The sequence below is a fragment of the Streptomyces sp. NPDC031225 genome (assembly GCF_055570355.1).
In genome coordinates this window covers 16,285-35,081 of sequence record NZ_JBVIHJ010000041.1, presented here as the reverse complement: position 1 = coordinate 35,081, position 18,797 = coordinate 16,285, and the positions used below count along the sequence as shown (strand labels likewise).

Genomic DNA, 18,797 nt, shown 5'->3' with positions numbered 1-18,797 from the left:
CCCCCCCCCCCCCCCCCCCCCCCCCCCCCCCCCCCCCCCCCCCCCCCCCCCCCCCCCCCCCCCCCCCCCCCCCCCCCCCCCCCCCCCCCCCGCCCGCGTCGGCGCTCAGGCCTCGGTCAGCGGATTGGGCAGGGGCAGGTAGCGGGCGTCGGCGCCGTCCGCGCCGGTCCACCTCAGGAGCAGGTTCGTCTTGCCGGGGAGCGTGGGCGAGGCAAGCAGGGCGGCCGCTTCGGGGAGATCATGGCGAGTGAACTCACTGCGGGCGGCGGGCCAGGGGTCGAAGCCGGGGTGCCGTTCGGCGAGAGCGGCGGCGACCTCCCACAGGTGGTTCACGACCAGGCAGTACGCCAGCCGCTCCCACCCGGCCGCGCGCGGGACGTCCGCCAGCAGCTTCACACCCTCGGCGTCCCGGAACAGCGCCTGCACGGGCATGCCGTCGGCGTCCACGGCGATCAGCGTGTTCTGCAGATGTGCTTCGAGTACGACGCCGTGGTCGCCGAAGGCCGCGAGGGCGGGCGGCACCACCGCACCCAGGTACGCCTCCCACCAGCCCGCCGGATCGGCGGTGCCGTCGAGCGGGTTGCCCTCGAACCCCTCCACGAGGGCCGCGGCGAGCAGCGGGGTCGTCCCGGGTCGCACACGGTCGTGCAGGCCGTCGCGGACCAGGACGGCGAGTTCCTCGAAGGCGAAGTCGGCGGTGCGGTAGCCGCGGTCGCTCAGCCAGGCGGCGGGGCCGGGGCTCGCGGCGAAGGCCTTCACGACGGCCGCGTCCGTACGGCGGAGTGCGAGCAGGTCGTGACGCCAGAGCCGGCGGATGTCGTTCGTGATCCGGACGTCCAGGCTGAACTTCAGGAAGAGGTCGCGTTCGGGGGCGTACACCGTGCGGATCGCGGCCGTCGGCCAGGTCTCGAAGCCGGTCGTGCCGAGCCGGATCAGGCGGCCGTCCGCGAAGGCGTCCGCACAGGCCCCGGCGCGGTCCACCAGGTCGAGCTGCCAGGGATGCGCGGGCAGCAGCCGGTAGCCGGGCGGGGCCTCCCCGAGCGCGTCGAGGGCGGAGGTGTCACCCTCCTCGACGACCGCGTCCTCGCGCAGGCCGAGCAGGACCAGCGGGAAGCGGGCGTGGGCCTCGGGGGCGTACGGCAGCCAGGCGGTGACCGGACCGCCGCCGCGGGCCTTGGGAGCGGGGTGGTACGGATGGCCGGTGACGAGACACTGTTCGGAGCGCAGATACGGGTCCTCGGGCGCCGCGACCCGGTCCCTGGCCGTGAGCAGGGCGGCCACCGCGTCCCGGCTGTCGATCATCTCGGCGGGCAGTTCGTGGTGGGACACGCCGGTGTGCCGGGTCAGTTCCTCGGCGACGAGTTTCACGAGCTCGGTGTGGCCGACGTGCCGCCAGCCGCCCGCCGCGTACACCTCGGGCTCGGTGGGCCGGCGTTCGCCCAGCACCCGCAGCAGGCTCCCGCCGGGAAGCCGGTGCACAGGGCGTTCACCCGGTTCCGGGAGCCGCTCGGCCACCTCGCGCAGCAGGCAGTTCAGCAGGGGGGCTGCCGCGTAGGCGTCGGCGCGCCGTGCGACCTCGGCAGGCGGGGGCGGGAGATCCACGCGATCCACTCGTTCTCTACGGTTCATCCGGTGCGATGACGATCAGTATGTCTGCCGTCACCGCCCCACCGTGACACCACTCGCACCCGAGGAGTCCGACCGTGCACCGTCCCTCAGCCGCCGAGGCCGAGTTCGCCGCAGAGCTGGCCGTCGTACGCCCCGGCCTCGCGGCGCGGTACGCGGCGGAACTGCCCGGCGCGCGGGCGGCCGTGCTGACCCGGCTGTGGCGTGGGCTCACGCACGATCCGCTGCCCTGGATCGGGGCGCGGCAGACGGGCCGGGAGGGGCTGACGCTGCGCCTTTCGGACGGCCGCCGGCTGCACGGCCCGCACCCGGACCCGTACGCCACGGCCGCCTACGTCACAGTCGTACGGCTCGACCGGGTCGCGTACGACGATCCGGCGCGGCTGGTGACCGACCTCGGCGTACCGCACGGCGCCGATTTCGCGGCCGAACTCGCCCACAGTGTGGCCTCGTTGGCGCTGTCGAGGTCGGGGCGGCCGGCCCGCCCGGAGGGGTGGCCGGTGTCCGACTGGGAGTGGGAACAGCGGATCGTCGACGGACACCCGTACCACCCCAACTGCCGGTCCAGGCCAGGTTTCTCGGTGGCGGAACAGTTGGCCTACGGGCCCGAGCACCGGCCGCTGGTGCGGCTGGGGCTTGTGCCGGTCCCGGTGGGCGAGTGCCTGGTGACGGGCGCGTGGCCGTCCGAACTGCGGGACGGGGAGCGGCTGTTGCTGCCCGTCCATCCGTGGCAGGCGGACCATGTGCTGAAGCGGCCCTTCGCCGAGGGCCTCGACGCGCACCCTTTGATGTCCCTGCGCACCCTCGCCCTCACGGACGGACCGCGGCACGTCAAGACCGCGCTCAGCGCCCGCCTGACGTCCTCGGTGCGGGACATCTCCGGCTACTCGATCAGTATGTCCGCGACCCTCTCCGCGTTCGCGGAGACACTGTCGGAGCACACGGACGGCCTGCTGCACTTCACCCGGACCCTGGGGGCCGCGACCGCCGGCTCCCCGGATCTCGCCGCCGTGGTGCGCGAGTCCCCGCAGGTGTACGGCGACCGGGTGCTCCCGGTGGCGGCCCTCGCCACCACCGATCTGCCGAACTCCCCCGCCTGGCTGGGCGAGTTCGCCCGGCTGACCCTCACCGCCGGTCTTCGTCTGCTGGAGCTCGGGGTGGCCCTGGAGGCGCACGGCCAGAACCTGTTGGTCGTCCTGTCCGAGTCGGGTGCGCCTCTCCGACTGGTCTACCGGGACCTCGCCGACATCCGGATCAGCCCCGCGCGGCTGGCCCGGCACGGCATCGCGGTCCCGGCTCTGTCCGGACGGATCGTCACGGACGACGAAACCACCCTGCGGCGCAAGCTGTTCGGCTCCCTGACGGCGGGAGCCCTCGCGGCCACGGCGGGTTCGGCGACGGCGTTGCGCGGGGCGCTGGAGACCGCCGTACGGGATCTGCCGCGCACCCCGGATCTGGCCGCGTTGCTCGAACAGCCGCTGCCCGCGAAGGCATTGACGTCGATGCGGCTGTCGCCTGGAACGCCGGGCGACCAGTGGACCGGGCTGCCCAACCCCCTGCTCTGAGCGGCCGTTTTGGAGCCGGGCACACCTGATCAATAGGATCCGGCGATGATCACAAGAAAACGGCTGGCGGCAGGAGTGTGCGCCCTGCTCACCGCCCTGACGGCCGGGGTCGCCCTCCCGGTCGCGGCGGTCGCCGGTGAACCAACGGGCCAGGCCGCGCCGCAGGTCGATCTCGTCCTCGACGTGAGCGGCTCGATGCGGACCACGGACATCGACGGCGGCACCCGGATGGCGGCGGCGAAGCAGGCCTTCAACGAGGTGCTGGACGCGACGCCCGAGGAGGTCCAGCTCGGCATCCGGACCCTCGGCGCCAACTACCCGGGCAACAACCAGAAGACGGGCTGCAAGGACACCGCCCAGCTCTACCCGGTCAGCACGCTGAACCGGACGGAGGCCAAGTCGGCGGTGGCCACCCTCTCCCCCACCGGCTGGACCCCGATCGGCCCCGCGCTGCTGAAGGCGGCCGGTGACTTCACGAAGGGCGACGGCTCCAAGCGGATCGTGCTGATCACGGACGGCGAGGACACCTGCGCGCCGCTCGACCCGTGCGAGGTGGCCCGTGAGATCGCCGCGAAGGGCGTCGACATGACCATCGACACCCTCGGCCTGGTCCCGAACACCAAGATGAGCCGGCAGCTCAGCTGCATCGCCGAGGCGACCGGCGGCACCTACACCTCGGTCGAGCACGCCGACGAACTGACCGACAAGGTCAACCAGTTGGTGGACCGGGCGGCCGATCCGGTGGTGACGCCGGTGGCCACCGAGGGCACCGACGCCTGCACCGACGCGCCCGCGCTGAAGTCCGGGCTGTACACCGACCGCGAGGAGTTCGGCCGGCAGCGCTGGTACCGGGTGGACGTGAACCCCGGCCAGGAGCTGCGGGCTTCGGTGAGCGTGGCGGCCGACCGGACCGTGAACCCGTCGTACGGGGTGCTGCTGCGGGCGGTGACCGTGCACGGCCGGGAGATCGTGCGCGGTGAGGCGGCGGGCAACGGCCGCTCGGACATGATCTCCACGGGGCTCAGGTATCCGAAGGCGGAGAGCGACGAGGACGACGCGGCGGCCGAGACGGTGTGTCTCCAGGTCACCAACTCCTTCTCGGCCGGCGCCGGGGTGAAGGCCGCTCCGGGCCTGCCCCTGGAGTTGACCGTCGACGTGGTGGACGGCCCGTCGACGGCGAGCGACGTGGCCTCTTTCGGCCTCGGGCGCGGCTGGTGGCTGCTCGGCGCGCTGATTCTCGCCGGGTTCGTCGCCGGTCTGCTGTGGGGCTGGCTGTCGCGCTGGCGGCTCGCGGTCTGGAGGACCAACTGATGCGGATCACACGTACGGTGGGCGCGGCGGCGCTGCTGCTCGGGCTCGCGGCCTCCCCCGCGGTGGCCGACTCGACGCCGACGCCCACGGATTCGGCCTCGGCGGACGGTGCCGCGCCCACCCTGGCGGGCACGTCGTTCCGTGACGCGACGGAGATCGAGCAGGGGCAGACGGCCACGGCGAGCGGCTCCGCGGGCGACTACCTGTACTGGTCGTTCCCCGCGGACTCGGGCCAGCGCCCCACCGTCAAGGCGACGGTGAAGCTGCCCGAGACCCATGCCACCGAGACCTGGCAGGTCGACGTGTACGACGGACTGCGGCGCCGCCAGTCCTGCCAGTACGGCGCCCAGACCCGGACCGCCGCAGCCGGCACCTCCTCGGTGGAGCTGGCCTGCACGCTGCGCACGGTCCGCGCCTGGTCGGAGGCCTGGGCCAACGACCCGCTGCCGGGCACGTACTACGTCCGGCTGACGGTCGTCGGCCTCTCGACGGCCGACCTGGGTCTTCCGGTCAGCACCGAAGTACGCGTCGACTCCAAGGACATCGGCGGTTCGGCCGCGGTGGACGGTTCGCTGGCCGAGCCGCTGGTGCCGGGGATCGCGGTGAAGTCCGAGGCGGAGGACGACGGTTCGGGGGACTCCAAGTCCGCCGTGCTGTCCGCAATCGAGCCCGAGGACGGGTGGTCCTCCGGCTGGTGGTCCGACCGCTGGGTGTGGACCGCGGTGGGCGGCGCGCTGGCCGCGCTGGCGGGCGTCGGCGGATACGCGCTGACCCGCGGATCGGGGCGGCCGCGACGGGTACCGCCGGGAGCCTGACACTCTTTTGATCCAGGACAGCATCGAGAAGGCCCGCTCCGGCGGGCCTTCTTCGCGTTCACTCCGCGCGCAGTGCCTTGGCGATCGTGCCGTCGCCGGTCACCTCGACCCGCCCGTCCCGCACCGCGTCCGGCAGGGTCAACTCCCCCCGGCCGATGGCCCCGCAGGTCTCGGCGTCCAGGACCAGGCGGGCATCGGGCTCCCCGGGGGCGGGTCCGTCACCGTACGCGGGACCGTCCTGCGCTCCAACGTGCAGATGGAAGTCCCCCTCCTCCAGGCGGACTTCGACGATTCCTTCACCTTCGAGCGAGCGCAGCAGGGGCAGGGCGAACCAGTGCGCGCGTACCGCGTCGGTGGGCCGCCGTTCGCCGAGTTCGGGGCCGCCCCAGGCGCCGAGGGCCTGGAGCACCGGCAGCAACTCGCGGCCTCGCAGGGTGAGTTCGTACACGTAGGCCGCGCCGGGCGGGGGCAGCCTGCGCCGCGTGGTGAGGCCGTCGCGCTCCATGTCCTTCAGCCGTGAGGCGAGGACGTCCGTGCTCACGCCGGGCAGGTCGGCGTGCAGGTCCGTGTAGCGGCGCGGACCGGACAGCAGTTCCCGGACGATCAGCAGGGTCCAGCGGTCACCCACGACGTCGAGGGCACGGGCCGCGGAACAGTACTGGTCGTAGCTTCGGCGAGGTGACATGTGACGCAGTCTAGACAAGTGGTTGGACTTTCCAAGCTGCTACTTGGTAAAACCAAGCAACACAGGAAACCGGAGAGGCGGCAGCGCATGGAGTTCCGGCAGTCGAGCAAGCTCAGCGAGGTCTGTTACGAGATCCGCGGCCCGGTGATCGAGCACGCCGACGCGCTGGAGGAGGCGGGCCACAGCGTGCTGCGCCTCAACACCGGCAACCCCGCACTGTTCGGCTTCGAGGCACCGGAGGAGATCCTCCAGGACATGATCCGGATGCTCCCCCAGGCGCACGGCTACACGGACTCCCGGGGCATCCTCTCCGCGCGCCGCGCCGTCGCCCAGCGCTACCAGAACCTGGGCCTGGAGGTCGACGTCGACGACGTCTTCCTCGGCAACGGCATCTCCGAACTGATCGCGATGGCCGTACAGGCGCTGGTCGAGGACGGCGACGAGGTCCTGATCCCCGCGCCGGACTTCCCGCTGTGGACGGCGGTGACAACTCTCGCCGGGGGCAAGGCTGTTCACTACCTGTGCGACGAACAGGCCGACTGGTACCCGGACCTGGACGACATGGCGGCGAAGATCACGGACCGCACCAGGGCCGTGGTCATCATCAACCCCAACAACCCCACCGGCGCCGTCTACCCGCGGGAGGTCATCGAGGGCATCCTCGCCCTCGCCCGCCGGCACGGCCTGATGGTCTTCGCCGACGAGATCTACGACCAGATCCTGTACGACGACGCCGTGCACCACTCGGTCGCGGCGCTCGCCCCCGACCTGGTCGTGCTGACCTTCTGCGGCCTGTCGAAGACGTACCGGGTGGCCGGCTTCCGCTCCGGATGGCTGGTCGTCACCGGCCCGAAGCAGCACGCGAAGAACTACCTGGAGGGCCTGACCATGCTGGCCTCCATGCGCCTGTGCGCCAACGCGCCCGCCCAGTACGCCATCCAGGCCGCACTGGGCGGCCGGCAGTCCATCCACGACCTGACCGCCCCCGGCGGCCGGCTGTACGAACAGCGCACCGTGGCCTGGGAGAAGCTCAACGAGATCCCCGGCGTCTCGTGCGTGAAGCCCAAGGGCTCGCTGTACGCGTTCCCGCGTCTCGACCCCAAGGTGCACAAGATCCACGACGACGAGAAGTTCGTCCTGGACCTGCTGCTCCGGGAGAAGATCCAGGTCGTCCAGGGCACCGGCTTCAACTGGCCTGCGCCGGACCACTTCCGCATCCTCACGCTGCCCCACGCGGAGGATCTGGAGGCGGCGATCGGACGGATCGGGCGGTTCCTCGGCGGGTACCGGCAGTAGCCGGTGGGGTTGGCGGGATTCACGGTCACGGAGAGCGGGGATGCCATAGGGTACGGCCACTGATCCCGGGGGTCGGGGGGATCGGGGGATGGGGGAACCCCAGATGTTCTTGCCCAGTCGGCGTGCGTCGCGCACGCCCTCGGCGTTACGCGGCCGTCTCACCCTGCTGATCCTGCTCGTGGTCCTCGCGGGCAGTCCATGGGCGCAGCGACCTGTCTGGAATCTCTACGAGGAGGAGTTCTACCGGCAGTTGCGGACCGACGAGGAGCCCGTGCGCTGGCTCCTGGAGGCGGCGTTCCTGCCGGGCTGGGCGCTGTCCTCCGAGCGGTACGGCAGCACCTCCGCACTGGTCGTGAACGATCTCGCCGTCCTGGTGCTGCTCGCGGCGCTCGTTCTCCTCGCACGGCGACTGGCGGCCCGCGGCACGTCCGGCCCACTTCGCTGTCTCCTCGCGGGAGTGCTGGCATCGGCCCTGGCCAACCTGTCGTGGTGGGGCATGCACGAGGCCTTCGTCGACGACGTGCTGCTGGCACCGGCCGACACCATGGTGAAGGACCTGCTGCGCAGCGCTCTCCTCTTCGGCCTGGCGGTCGGCGCGCTGCTCGCGCTCCTGACCGCCGGTCTGCCGGGAAGAGGCACCCCGGGCTCCGCCGGCGCCGGGGCGGCGCCGCTTCGCCGCTGGAAAAAGGGAGGGCCCGGCATGACAACCGCGCCGGTCCACATGCCGGTCGGGAGCGCGCCGGGTGACGTCACCCGGTATCTGTGCGCCGCGGCCTACGTCGACGAGGACTTCGCCGACCGGGTGGTGGAAGGCCTCCTCGCCGACGAGGCGGGAGCCGTGGCCGTCTCGCCCGGCGTCGATCTGGTGACGGTGGCACGCCACTGCCTGACGGCCCAGGAGATGCGGCACCACCGCGATCTGCGGCTGACCGCGGCCCTCGGCCTCGTGGCGCTGTTCGCACCCCTGTGGCTGGTGTTCGTCACGATGCTCCTGTCGGTCACCCGGCAGTCGGGCGGCCGGCCGAGCCTGGCCACCCGCGGCCGCCACCAGCCCGAGGGCAGGGCACTGATCGGCACCGGGATCGCGGCAGGCGTCGCGGTGCTCCTCGCCTTCGCCTTCGGCGTCGTGGTCTCGTCCCTGCCCACCCCCGGCTTCGTGAGCTGGCTGCTGGGCGCCTACCTGGCCGGGGTGCCGGCCGCGCTCGTGTACATCGCAGCGGTGGCGTACACGTACGTCACGGTCGTACGCCACGAACTCGACGTCGACCGGCTGCTGCGCACCACCATGACCCGCGAGGCGTTTCCCCGGCAGCCCCGCCCGAACGTGCCGCGGCGCACGTGGATGGCCAGACGGCTCGCGGCCATCGGGGAGGCGCAGGGCGGGAACGTCACCGTGTACAGCGGGTACGCGCCCTTCATCGGCTACTCCGGGGCCGCCTCGCAGTGGCCGCTCGCCGTGCCGATGCTGCCCGCCGACTCTCCCGCCGGCGGTACTTCGCGTCCGGCCGTGCCGGAGCCGTTCACCGTCACCGAACTCGTCGACCACGTCCGCGCGCGGCTGCGCGCGACCTCGGTGCGCGGCACGGCCGACGGGGCTGCGGCCGGTGAGGAGGCCCTCGGGGCCCTCGTCATCGAGGACCGGATCTTCGCGAGCGGCACGAGTATCGGTGACGACGAGCGGTTCATCCGGACCACGAGCCTCGCCCCGGCCGCCCGGCTGTCGGCCGACGAGGTCGAACGGATCGTGGAGCGGCCGACCGGCGCGGTCCGCCACTGTCTGGCGGTCCATGTGCCGCTGTGGGGCGGGGACGTGGTGCCGAGTGTGTTCCTGCACTTCTCGACCGCGGGCGAAACACTCCACCTGTACTGCAGCAACCACGTGCTCGGCCCGGTGCGTGCCGACTACCACGTAGTGGACAGGCTGCGCGGCCCGCTGACCGCCGACGCGCGACGCGGGCTGCTGCTGGACGCCGTCTCCCGTACCGGCGCGGCCTTCTTCGCGGCCCCCTTCCGGGCACTGCGCCAGGCCCGCTTCGAGTCGCGGCACAACAGACGCATGCTGGACGAGCTGAAGGCCCTGGAGCAGGACCCGGTCTACGACTTCGGCGCCCGGCTGAGCGTCCGGGAGCTGGCGCTGAGCCCGAATTACCACAACTACTTCCAGGTCGTGGACGCCGCGCGGATCACGTCCCTGGTGGAGCGCCACACCCTCGCCGCGATCCGCGAGTTCCTCGACACCCGCGGCTACGACACCACCGACTTCCGAGCCCAGCAGCAGACCATCCTCAACCAGGGCCTCATCCAGCAGGGCGGCATGAGCATCATCGGCAACCAGGCGATCGGTTCGGGCGCGACCGCCACGCAGAACGTCCCCCAGCAGTCCGGTACCGCCGCCCTGGGCGGCGTCGGCGGTTCCGGCAAGTAGGAGGTCCGCATCATGGACAGCGACGACAGGCGCCAGGACCCTCCGGTCAACAACGGCCTCATGATCAGCGGCGGCACCCACTACGTGGGCAACCAGGCCGTGGGGCACGGCGCCCAGGCGTTCTCCGGCTCGGTCTCCTTCCAGCCGCAGGACGCCGAGCGTACGGCCGAACTCCTCGCGCACATCGAGCGGTTGCTGGAGGAGCACCGCGCGGCGCTCGCCGACCCCGACGCCACCACCAGGGAGCTGCGCCGGCTGCGCGAGGAACTCGACGAGTCCGAACCGCAGCCAACGGTCCTGCGGAGGGCCCTGACCCGCCTCAACGAGTTCGTCCAGCCCGTGACCCCGCTCGTCGTCGCGGTCGGCCAGCTCGCACAGTCGGTGCAGGGGCTGCCGGGGATCTAGCGGCCGAGGCCCGGCAGGCGGCCATCCCGCGCCGACCGTCCTGCGGGCCCTTCCCCACGGGTCCTCCCCGCCCGTCGGCTCGGTCCGCTGCCGTATGCCGGTGCGCCGTCGCGGCAGGCGGCGGGACTCCGGGCCGGCCGGGGGCGGGCGTTCGGTGGGCGCGGGTGCGATGTCAGACCCGGGTCGTAGTCTTCGAGTGGGCTGATCGCGAGCGCGTGGCAGCCCTTCGACCAGGCCGTTCACCGGGGAGGTGCCCGTCATGACCCGACCGCCCACCGCCGCGCAGCGGCGCGTCATCGACGCCGCCGATCCCGTCACCGGACGGCTGAAAGGCACCGGTGCCCAGCTCGACGCGCTCGTCGGACGCGGGCTGGCCTTCCGGCATCCGCGGCCGCCGCACGACCACTTCCTGACGCCGGCCGGTCACCGCGTGCGGGACACGGTCGTGGAGTCGCCCGAACAGCCCGCCACCCCGGCCACCGGTGTGTTCGCCGCGCACGTCGGCGGCACCGAGGAGCCCGTGGACACCGGCCCGGCCCGTATGCGGGAGGTGCACAGTGCCTGGCAGGGGCTGCTGGAGCTGCGCCGGATGACCCACACGGACGGGGCCACCGACCGGCCGTGCGCCTGGGAGCGCGCTCATCTGGTGCAGGCGGCCGCGCTCGCGCTGGAGGCGGCCGGGCACCCGCCGGAAGCGGGGGGCGCGCCCGGATACCGGGTCCGCGCGACCCCGCAGCCCGAGGCCGTCGCCGTGCACGGCGAGGACGCCGAGACGCTGCGGGCCTGCGCGATCACGCTGGAGGCCGCCGGCTGGCAGGTCGGCGAGTACACGCAGCCACGGACCAGAACCCGGTACCTGCTGGCCTCCCCGCGCCGGGTGTAGCGGACACGTGTCAGGATCGGTCCCGCAACTGCCGTGGTACGAGAGGGGATTGACGTGAGCGAGCCGTATTCCGTGCCGGTGACCGTCCGCGGATACGAGACGGACGTGCAGGGCCACCTCAACCAGAGCGTGTACCTCAACTACGCGGAGCACGCCCGCTGGTCACTGCTCGACGCCGCCGGGATCACCCAGGCCCGTCTCATCGCCAGCGGGGTGGGCCCGGTGTCGCTGGAGACCACCATCCGCTACCGGCGGGAGCTGCTGGCCGGTGACGAGGTCGAGGTGACCTGCAGCTTCGAGTGGGGTGGGGGCAAGACGTTCCGAATACAGCAGACGATTCGCAAGAAGGACGGCACCGTGGCCGCCGAGATCACCGCGGTCGGCGGCCTGCTGGACCTCCAGAAGCGCCGACTGGTCGCGCACCCCGACGAGGTCTTCAAGGAACTGGCCGCCGATCCGGCCCTGTTCGGGCTGTAGGCCGGGCGGGCTCGGGCCCGCGCCGGGAGGGCGCTCCGGGTGGGGACGCTGTCGTTCCGGCGTAGCGGGACTCTGCGAGCCACAGGGGTGAGGCGGGGAACGAGTGTTCCCGGCGACATCGGGGACGGCCGCGGATACACCGCCGGCGTCATCGGTTTCTGCTCCGGTACGAGCGACATGCTGGCGCTGGTCGAGCTCTGCACGGAACGGGACCCCGACAACCCCCTGGCGCCCTATCTCCCCGCCCTGCGCGCGGTGGACGGCACCGACTCCCACGAGGGACTGGACCCGGGCTTCCCGGCCGCCTGGCGGCAGGCGGCCCGCACCTGCGTGTTCCGTGCGGCGCAGCGGGACGAGCGGGACCGGGTCTACTTCGACCCGGCGGTCGCGCGCGCCAAGGAGGACGGACTCGGCACGCTCGGCCAGTTCGTCTACTTCGACGCGATGGTCATGCACGGCCCCGGCACCGACGCCCTGAGCTTCGGCGGCATCCGCGGCCGGGCCCGCGAGGACGCGGACACTCCCGCGGACGGCGGTGACGAGACCGGGTATCTGCACTCCTTCCTGGACGCGCGGGTGCGGGCGATGAGGCAGGAGGCGGCGCACAGTGAGGTGAGCTGGGTGGAGACGGCCCAGCGGGTGTTCCTGGAGGCGGGCAACCTTGACCTGGACCCGCCCCTCAAGTGGCGGGTGTACGGGGACAGTTACGAGATCGACTGAGCCGGGGCGGAATCCGCGGGACCGGGGCCGGGATCACGGCGACCGCCACCGTGCCGTGTGCGAACAGGACCGTTCCGGGGCGCGTGCGTTCCAGCACGCGCCCCGGGCACGGCCGCCGTGGAACCAGGGACCCGGTTCACGGCTGCCGGCCGGGAGCCGTCCCTCCCGGCCGGAGTTCTCGGGAGAGGGTCAGCTCTGCGCGGCGATCCGGGCCAGGCGCTGGGCCTGTTCCCGTGTGGAGCGGGCGATGGCGTCCTCGTCGACGTGCAGCAGGCGGCCGTTCTCGACGATCTGGCGGCCGTTCACGAACGAGGCCGTGACCGGTGCCGCCGCGCCGAAGACCAGTGCGGTCACCGGGTCGGCGATCGAGGCGTGCGCGAGGGTGTCGAGCTTCCACAGCACCAGGTCGGCGAGCTTGCCTGCCTCCAGTGAGCCGGTCTCGGCGGCGCGTCCCAGGACCTGGGCGCCGCCGTACGTCCCGAGGCGCAGGGCCTGACGGGCGTTGAGGGCCGCCTCGCGGTGCGCTCCCAGGCGGTTGATGAGGAGCGCGTTGCGCAGTTCGGTGTGGAGTTCGCCGGACTCGTTGGACGCCGTGCCGTCGACCCCGAGGCCGACCGGGACGCCGGCCGCGAGCATGTCCGGGACCCGGGCGATACCGGCGGCGAGGCGGGCGTTGGACGAAGGGCAGTGGGCGACACCCGTCTTCGTACGGGCGAAGGCGGCGATGTCGGAGTCGTTCATGTGGACGCAGTGCGCCATCCACACGTCCTCGCCGAGCCAGCCGGTGGACTCGAAGTAGTCGGTGGGGCCCATGCCGAACAGTTCCTTGCAGAACTGCTCCTCCTCGACGGTCTCCGAGCCGTGGGTGTGCAGACGCACACCGAGACGCCGGGCCAACTCTGCGCCCTCCCGCAGGAGTTCGGTGGAGACGGAGAACGGCGAGCAGGGCGCGACGGCGACCTGGGTCATCGCGTCGAAGGAGGAGTCGTGGTGTTCCCTGACGGTGGCCTCGGTCGCGGCGAGGGCGCCTTCGAGGGTCTCGACGGCGAAGTCCGGGGGCAGGCCGCCGTCCTTCTGACTGCGGTCCATGGAGCCGCGGGCGAGGGTGAAGCGGACGCCCGTCTCGCGGGCGGCGCGGATGATCGCGCCGGACAGGTCCCCGGAACCGGCGGGGAAGACGTAGTGGTGGTCCATCGCGGTGGTGACGCCGCCGCGGGCCATCATCGCCAGGGAGCCCTGGGCGGCCGAGTACACCATCTGCTCGTCGATGCGCGCCCAGGTCGGGTACAGCGCGACGAGCCAGTCGAACAGGTTGTGGTCGGTGGCGAGGCCCCGGGTGATCCACTGGTAGTAGTGGTGGTGGGTGTTGACCAGGCCGGGCGTCACGAGATGGCCGGTGGCGTCGATGCGGCGGACGACGTTCTCCAGGCCCTCGGGGGCCCTGCCCGCCCCGAGGGACTCGATGCGGTTGCCGGCGATGACGACGTACCCGTCCGCGTACTCGGTGTCGTTCGCGTCGACGGTGGCGAGCGAACAGTTCTCGATGACAATGCGCTGGGCGGCTGCCATGGTTCTTCCTTCTTGGTTCCGGGGAGAGGACACAGCAGGGCTCACAGGGTGGTCAGGTCCACCGGGATCCGCGGCTCGGCGCCGTCCCGCAGGACGGTCCCCTCGATCAGGCCGTAGGGCCGGTCGGCCGCGAAGTAGACAGCCCCGTCCTCGGTGGCGTTCTTGAGGCCGAAGGGCTCCAGGTCCACCAGGAAGTGGTGCTTGTTCGGCAGCGAGAAGCGCACCTCGTCGATCTCGTCCCGGTTCTCGATGATCCGCGAACCCATCTGGTAGAGGGTCTGCTGGAGCGAGAGCGAGTACGTCTCGGCGAAGGCCTGGAGCAGGTGCCTCTTCACCTGCTCGTAGGACTCCTCCCAATCGGGCATCGGCTGCTCGTCGTCGGACCAGTTGAAGCGCCAGCGCGCGGAGACGGCGGTGGCCAGGATGCGGTCGTACGCCTCGGGCAGCGTCGTGTACTTGTCCTTGACGTAGCCCCAGAACTCGGAGTTGGTCGAGTTCATGACGGTGAGGTCCTTGAGCCCGGAGACGACCTCCCAGGAGGAGCCGTCGTAGGTGATCTGGGTCAGGCGGGTCTCCTGGCCCTGGCGGACGAAGGAGTGCTCCTCCTGGCCGGCCGCCTCGATCCGCTCCCAGGCGTACTCCTCGACGCGGATCCGCGCGGTCCTGATCGGCTCCTGGCTCGTCACGAAGTGCCGGGCGAGGTGGATGCCGAACTGCTCGGCGGACTCGATGCCGTGCTCCTTGGCGAACGCGTACACCGTGTTCTTGGTGGTGTCGGTCGGCAGGACGTTGGCGTTGGAGCCGGAGTAGTGGACCTCCTCCATGTCGCCGCTCAGCGACACCGAGACGTTGAGGTCCTTGATGTGGTGGGTGGCGCCGTCCCGCGTGATCTTGACGACCCGGTTCTCGGCCTTGCCGTACTGGTTCTGCCCCAGGATCACGGGGCGGGCAGGGCGGGGGTTGACGGTCATGTAGCTAGCTCCCTCGGTAAACGGAGTAGCCGAACGGGTTGAGCAGCAGCGGTACGTGGTAGTGCTCGCCGGGCGTGACGGCGAAGGTGATCGCCACCTCCGGGAAAAACGCACCGCTGTCCCGGTTCGCGGGGGCGTCCTGCTGCGCATCGGCTTGCTTCTTCGCGAAGTACGGTTCGACCTCGAAGTCGAGCCGTACTTGGGTGGTCCCCTCCGGCAGCGCCGGCAGGTCCTTGCACCGCCCGTCCGCGTCGGTCGCGGAGCCGCCGAGTGCCCGCCAGTCCGCGTCGCGCCCGGGGCGGGCGGACAGCTGGACGGCGACTGCCGCGGCGGGGCGGCCGATGCTGGTGTCGAGGATGTGTGTCGACACCGAGGCGGTGGTGCTCGTACTCATGGTCAGGCGTCCTCTTCGACGATGCGGGCGAGCCGGATGCGGTTGATCCTGCCCAGCTCGGTGCGGACGATCTCGCGTTCCCGCTCCGGCGAGTTACCGATCCGCTCCCTGGCCGCGTCGCGCATCTGCTCGCCGGTGCGCCCGGTCGCGCAGATCAGGAAGACATGGCCGAACCGCTCCTGATACGCCAGGTTCAGTTCGAGCATCTCCGCCTTGAGCCCTTCGGAGGCGCCGGCCATGCCGCGCTGCTCGCGGGCCGAAGTCGGGTCGCCCGGCGCGGGGCGGCCGATCGGCGGGTGGCCGGCCATCGCCTCGTCGAGGTCGGCGGCGGTCAGTGCCGCCATGGCGGCGTCGCTGGCGGTGTACAGGTCTTCCGCGGTCGCGCAGGGGCGGGCGGCGAGCAGACGCCGAGCCCACGCCGTGGAGGCGCACACCTCCAGGAGGGCGGCGTGGGCCGCGTGCTCCTCCAGGACGTTGAACCGGGCCAGGCCGGGGGGCGTGGAAGTCGAAGTCACGGGAGTCAGCTAACGCCCCCACGCGACATCACGTCAACACTTTGTTGAAAATTCTGGGTAACGGGACCAGCCCGGCCCCCACCGCCGCGATCCCCTGGGATTCCCTACGATTTCTCGCGGTTCAGGTAGTTGTAGACCGTGAAGCGGCTCACCCCGAGCGCGCTCGCCACGGTCTCCACACCGTGTCGTACCGAGAAGGCGCCGCGCGCCTCCAGTATCCGTACGACCTCCTGCTTGGCCTTGCGGTCCAGGTCCGCGAGGGGCTTGCCCTGCTTGCGCTCCATGGCGGCCAGGATGTGATCGAGGGAGTCCGCGAGCTGCGGCAGCCGTACGGCGACGGCGTCGGCGCCCTCCCAGGCGAGCACGACGTCGTCGGGACCGGCCTCGTCCGGCGGGAGCAGTTCGCCACCCATGGCGTCGACCAGCGGCTTGACCGCCGCGATGAAAGGCTCGTCGCCGGTCACTCGTCACCCTCCCCGAGCACGTTGAGCTGGAGCGAGATCCGGGTGGCGCCGGACTCCAGCGCCTTGCGCAGGAGGGCGTCCACGGCGCCGAGCACCTCGTCGGCGCCGCCTTCCGCGGTGTTGCCGAACGGGCCGACGTCCACCGCGTCCAGCTCGGCCGCCTCGATGACCGCGCGGGCCACGAGCGCGTGCGCCGGGGCCTCGTCGAGGTCGAAGGGCTCGGTCGTGAACTCCACTCTCAATCGCACGCGCACAACCTAACGCGCGGTGTCGTTTTCCGCCGAGCCCTCTTGACAACCTGTTCGACCCGACGGCAATCTTCCAATAAGCAGAAACTAACTTCCGCATCACGGAATACTCGACACGGAAGGGAGGCGCCGAGACCCCATGCCGACTTTTGGACCGGGCACCGCCACAGAGCAGCGCTTCAACGTCAACCTGTCGATCCTCTTCACGGAACTCCCGCTCCTGGAGCGCCCGGCGGCAGCCGCCGCGGCCGGCTTCACCGCGGTCGAGCTGTGGTGGCCCTGGATCGACACCCCCACCCCCGAGCAGTCGGAGCTCGACGCCCTCAGGAAGGCGATCGAGGACGCGGGCGTCCAGCTCACCGGCCTGAACTTCTACGCCGGCCGGCTGCCCGGGCCGGACCGCGGTGCCCTGTCCCTCCCGGGCGCGGAGTCGGAGAGGTTCCGCGCCAACGTCGACGTGGCCGCCGGCTTCGCCCACTCCCTCGGCGCCACGGCGCTCAACGCCCTCTACGGCAACCGCGTCGACGGCGTGGACCCGGCCGAGCAGGACGCGCTCGCCCTGCAGAACCTGGTGCTCGCGGCCCGCGCGGCCGACCGGATCGGCGCGATCCTCCTGATCGAGGCCCTCAACAGGCCGGAGTCGCCGCGGTACCCGCTGGTGTCGGCCCCGGCGGCGGTCGGCGTCGTCGACAAGGTGAACCGGGCAACGGGCCTGGACAACGCGCGCTTCCTCATGGACCTCTACCACCTGTCCATGAACGGCGAGGACCTGCCGGCGGTGATCGAGGAGTTCACGCCGAAGACCGGCCACGTCCAGATCGCCGACAACCCCGGCCGCGGAGCCCCCGGCACCGGCTCGCTCCCGCTGGCGGACCTCCTCGGCCGACTGCGCAAGGCGGGCTACGACGGCTGGGTCGGCCTCGAGTACAAGCCGGGCGACCGCCCGAGCGCCGAGGCCTTCGACTGGCTCCCCCGCTGACCCTCCCTTCCGGAAAGGCACCCCCATCATGAGCAGTCTCCCCAAGATCGCCTGGATAGGCCTCGGCATCATGGGCTCACCCATGTCCGAGAACCTGGTCAAGGCGGGTTACGACGTCACCGGCTTCACCCTCGAACAGGACAAGCTGGACCGCCTGGCCGCCGCCGGTGGCCGTACCGCCGGTTCGATCGCCGAGGCGGTGCGGGACGCCGACGTCGTGATCACGATGGTGCCCGCCTCCCCGCAGGTCGAGGCCATCGCCCACGGCCCCGAGGGCATCCTGGAGAACGCCCGGTCCGGTGCCCTCCTGATCGACATGTCCTCGATCACCCCGCAGACCTCGGTCGACCTGGCGAAGGCGGCCGCCGCGAAGGGCATCCGTGTCCTGGACGCACCCGTGTCCGGCGGTGAGGCGGGCGCGATCGAGGCCGTGCTGTCCATCATGGTGGGCGGCGAGCAGGCCGACTTCGACGAGGCCGGGCCGCTCTTCGAAGCGCTCGGCAAGACCGTCGTGCTGTGCGGTCCGCACGGCTCGGGCCAGACCGTGAAGGCCGCCAACCAGCTGATCGTCGCCGTGAACATCCAGGCGTGCGCCGAGGCCGTGGTGTTCCTGGAGAAGTCCGGCGTGGACCTCAAGGCCGCCCTCGACGTCCTCGGCGGCGGCCTCGCCGGCTCGACCGTGCTGACCCGCAAGAAGGACAACTTCCTGCGGCGCGACTTCGAGCCGGGCTTCCGCATCGACCTGCACCACAAGGACATGGGCATCGTCACCGACGCCGCCCGCACGGTCGGCGCGGCCCTGCCCGTCGGCGCCGTCGTCGCCCAACTGGTCGCCAGTCTGCGCGCCCAGGGCGACGGGGGCCTGGACCACTCGGCCCTGCTGCGAGGGGTGGAGCGCCTGTCCGGCGCCCAGGTCTGATCCGACTCCACCTCCCACCCGGGCCTGACTCCGGCTTCCGGTCGCACCCAGGCCCGACCCCGGCCTCCGGCCTCACCCAGGCCTGATCCCGACTTCCGGTCCGCGGTGGCGCTGACATCTGTCCTGTCGCGCCCAGGCGCCGCCGCGGACCGGAACCCATACCCACGGGGGCTGAGACTCCCTGTCCGCACCCAGTGCGCCGGGCGACCCGGATGAGGGGTGATCGTCCGGTACCGGGCGCGGGCAGGGGATGGACCGCGGCGGCGCGCGAGCCAGTGCGGTGGTGAAGGTGCCGGGCTCTCCTTCTTCGACCTGAGGGAAGGAGCGCGCCCCGGTTCCGTCGCGGCCGCCGCGGTCCCGGCATGGCGGGGGCGCAGGATACGGAGGGTTCCGTGTCCTGCGCCTTTTCGCGTTCCGAGGTGCCGCGTCGTGCCGTTCGGCGAGTGCGGGTGCGTCGAGGTTTGTCGCGCAGTTCCCCGCGCCCCTGGGTGGGTTCAGTGAGGGCCTGCCCAGGGGCGCGGGGAACCGCG

Annotated in this window: 18 protein-coding genes and 1 pseudogene; 11 read left to right on the top strand and 8 right to left on the bottom strand. The window is 71.9% G+C overall.

The features are described 5' to 3' along the window. Positions 1-105: 105 nt before the first annotated feature. Entirely contained in the window at positions 106-1,611 is a 1,506-nt protein-coding gene (locus ACZ48Z_RS42180) for an IucA/IucC family protein (protein ID WP_468741239.1), read from the bottom strand. A 92-nt stretch (positions 1,612-1,703) separates the two neighbouring features. Between ACZ48Z_RS42180 and ACZ48Z_RS42175 the strand changes: the two genes are divergently transcribed. Genes ACZ48Z_RS42175 through ACZ48Z_RS42165 form a run of 3 tightly spaced genes read left to right on the top strand, consistent with a single transcriptional unit; the run spans position 1,704 to position 5,317 of the window. Next, positions 1,704-3,191, top strand: coding sequence for an IucA/IucC family protein (locus ACZ48Z_RS42175; RefSeq protein ID WP_468741238.1), 1,488 nt, complete (start codon positions 1,704-1,706; stop codon positions 3,189-3,191). 45 nt (positions 3,192-3,236) lie between these two features. Then, positions 3,237-4,502: a VWA domain-containing protein gene (locus ACZ48Z_RS42170; RefSeq protein ID WP_468741237.1), complete on the top strand. Its 1,266-nt coding sequence runs from the start codon at positions 3,237-3,239 to the stop codon at positions 4,500-4,502. Continuing rightward, entirely contained in the window at positions 4,502-5,317 is an 816-nt protein-coding gene (locus ACZ48Z_RS42165; protein WP_468741236.1) for a hypothetical protein, read from the top strand. Before ACZ48Z_RS42170 ends, ACZ48Z_RS42165 begins: the two co-directional genes overlap by 1 nt. 58 nt (positions 5,318-5,375) lie before the next feature. On the opposite strand, the gene ACZ48Z_RS42160 is transcribed toward ACZ48Z_RS42165, so the two are convergent. Further along, a complete protein-coding gene (locus tag ACZ48Z_RS42160) occupies positions 5,376-6,002 on the bottom strand; it encodes a winged helix-turn-helix transcriptional regulator (RefSeq protein ID WP_468741235.1) in 627 nt (208 codons plus the stop codon). 87 nt (positions 6,003-6,089) lie between these two features. On the opposite strand from ACZ48Z_RS42160, the gene ACZ48Z_RS42155 reads away from it, so the two are divergent. The 6 genes and pseudogenes from ACZ48Z_RS42155 to ACZ48Z_RS42130 form a co-directional block, all read left to right on the top strand. Beyond that, positions 6,090-7,298 (top strand): pyridoxal phosphate-dependent aminotransferase, encoded by a 1,209-nt coding sequence (locus tag ACZ48Z_RS42155; protein ID WP_468741234.1) that lies wholly within the window; start codon positions 6,090-6,092, stop codon positions 7,296-7,298. A 103-nt stretch (positions 7,299-7,401) separates the two neighbouring features. Continuing rightward, the gene (locus ACZ48Z_RS42150; protein ID WP_468741233.1) at positions 7,402-9,723 is read left to right on the top strand and encodes a hypothetical protein; all 2,322 of its coding nucleotides are present in this window, start codon (positions 7,402-7,404) and stop codon (positions 9,721-9,723) included. Between the two features lie 12 nt (positions 9,724-9,735). Next, positions 9,736-10,128, top strand: a complete 393-nt coding sequence (locus tag ACZ48Z_RS42145; RefSeq protein WP_468741232.1) for a DUF5955 family protein — start codon at positions 9,736-9,738, stop codon at positions 10,126-10,128. Positions 10,129-10,387: 259 nt separating this feature from the next. Beyond that, positions 10,388-11,011, top strand: a complete 624-nt coding sequence (locus tag ACZ48Z_RS42140) for a hypothetical protein (RefSeq protein WP_468741231.1) — start codon at positions 10,388-10,390, stop codon at positions 11,009-11,011. 54 nt (positions 11,012-11,065) lie between these two features. Continuing rightward, a complete protein-coding gene (locus ACZ48Z_RS42135; RefSeq protein ID WP_468741230.1) occupies positions 11,066-11,488 on the top strand; it encodes an acyl-CoA thioesterase in 423 nt (140 codons plus the stop codon). Positions 11,489-11,602: 114 nt separating this feature from the next. After that, positions 11,603-12,208, top strand: a pseudogene (locus ACZ48Z_RS42130) (chitosanase); the annotation flags it as partial. Between the two features lie 189 nt (positions 12,209-12,397). On the opposite strand, the gene ACZ48Z_RS42125 reads toward ACZ48Z_RS42130, so the two are convergent. From ACZ48Z_RS42125 to ACZ48Z_RS42100, 6 genes are all read right to left on the bottom strand, one after another. After that, positions 12,398-13,777: an 8-oxoguanine deaminase gene (locus ACZ48Z_RS42125; protein ID WP_468741229.1), complete on the bottom strand. Its 1,380-nt coding sequence runs from the start codon at positions 13,775-13,777 to the stop codon at positions 12,398-12,400. Positions 13,778-13,818: 41 nt separating this feature from the next. Beyond that, complete coding sequence (pucL, locus tag ACZ48Z_RS42120; RefSeq protein ID WP_468741228.1) at positions 13,819-14,748, bottom strand: factor-independent urate hydroxylase; 930 nt, start codon at positions 14,746-14,748, stop codon at positions 13,819-13,821. Between the two features lie 4 nt (positions 14,749-14,752). Next, the gene (uraH, locus tag ACZ48Z_RS42115; protein ID WP_468741227.1) at positions 14,753-15,142 is read right to left on the bottom strand and encodes a hydroxyisourate hydrolase; all 390 of its coding nucleotides are present in this window, start codon (positions 15,140-15,142) and stop codon (positions 14,753-14,755) included. 2 nt (positions 15,143-15,144) lie between these two features. After that, the gene (gene uraD, locus ACZ48Z_RS42110) at positions 15,145-15,657 is read right to left on the bottom strand and encodes a 2-oxo-4-hydroxy-4-carboxy-5-ureidoimidazoline decarboxylase (RefSeq protein WP_468741226.1); all 513 of its coding nucleotides are present in this window, start codon (positions 15,655-15,657) and stop codon (positions 15,145-15,147) included. Between the two features lie 104 nt (positions 15,658-15,761). After that, the gene (locus ACZ48Z_RS42105) at positions 15,762-16,070 is read right to left on the bottom strand and encodes a helix-turn-helix domain-containing protein (protein WP_468741240.1); all 309 of its coding nucleotides are present in this window, start codon (positions 16,068-16,070) and stop codon (positions 15,762-15,764) included. Positions 16,071-16,117: 47 nt separating this feature from the next. Continuing rightward, positions 16,118-16,369: a YkoF family thiamine-binding protein gene (locus ACZ48Z_RS42100; protein WP_468741225.1), complete on the bottom strand. Its 252-nt coding sequence runs from the start codon at positions 16,367-16,369 to the stop codon at positions 16,118-16,120. A gap of 139 nt (positions 16,370-16,508) precedes the next feature. Here ACZ48Z_RS42100 and ACZ48Z_RS42095 point away from each other — a divergent pair, with 139 nt between their 5' ends. Both ACZ48Z_RS42095 and ACZ48Z_RS42090 read left to right on the top strand, forming a co-directional pair. Next, positions 16,509-17,348, top strand: coding sequence for a TIM barrel protein (locus ACZ48Z_RS42095; protein ID WP_468741224.1), 840 nt, complete (start codon positions 16,509-16,511; stop codon positions 17,346-17,348). Positions 17,349-17,376: 28 nt separating this feature from the next. After that, complete coding sequence (locus ACZ48Z_RS42090; protein ID WP_468741223.1) at positions 17,377-18,267, top strand: 2-hydroxy-3-oxopropionate reductase; 891 nt, start codon at positions 17,377-17,379, stop codon at positions 18,265-18,267. Positions 18,268-18,797: the final 530 nt, after the last annotated feature.

Coding starts and splice junctions, on each gene's coding strand:
- ACZ48Z_RS42170 (WP_468741237.1), top strand. CDS start 3,237: ATGATCACAAGAAAACGGCTGGCGGCAGGAGTGTGCGCCCTGCTCACC.
- ACZ48Z_RS42165 (WP_468741236.1), top strand. CDS start 4,502: ATGCGGATCACACGTACGGTGGGCGCGGCGGCGCTGCTGCTCGGGCTC.
- ACZ48Z_RS42160 (WP_468741235.1), bottom strand. CDS start 6,002: ATGTCACCTCGCCGAAGCTACGACCAGTACTGTTCCGCGGCCCGTGCC.
- ACZ48Z_RS42155 (WP_468741234.1), top strand. CDS start 6,090: ATGGAGTTCCGGCAGTCGAGCAAGCTCAGCGAGGTCTGTTACGAGATC.
- ACZ48Z_RS42150 (WP_468741233.1), top strand. CDS start 7,402: ATGTTCTTGCCCAGTCGGCGTGCGTCGCGCACGCCCTCGGCGTTACGC.
- ACZ48Z_RS42145 (WP_468741232.1), top strand. CDS start 9,736: ATGGACAGCGACGACAGGCGCCAGGACCCTCCGGTCAACAACGGCCTC.
- ACZ48Z_RS42140 (WP_468741231.1), top strand. CDS start 10,388: ATGACCCGACCGCCCACCGCCGCGCAGCGGCGCGTCATCGACGCCGCC.
- ACZ48Z_RS42125 (WP_468741229.1), bottom strand. CDS start 13,777: ATGGCAGCCGCCCAGCGCATTGTCATCGAGAACTGTTCGCTCGCCACC.
- pucL (WP_468741228.1), bottom strand. CDS start 14,748: ATGACCGTCAACCCCCGCCCTGCCCGCCCCGTGATCCTGGGGCAGAAC.
- uraH (WP_468741227.1), bottom strand. CDS start 15,142: ATGAGTACGAGCACCACCGCCTCGGTGTCGACACACATCCTCGACACC.
- ACZ48Z_RS42105 (WP_468741240.1), bottom strand. CDS start 16,070: ATGGGTGGCGAACTGCTCCCGCCGGACGAGGCCGGTCCCGACGACGTC.
- ACZ48Z_RS42095 (WP_468741224.1), top strand. CDS start 16,509: ATGCCGACTTTTGGACCGGGCACCGCCACAGAGCAGCGCTTCAACGTC.
- ACZ48Z_RS42090 (WP_468741223.1), top strand. CDS start 17,377: ATGAGCAGTCTCCCCAAGATCGCCTGGATAGGCCTCGGCATCATGGGC.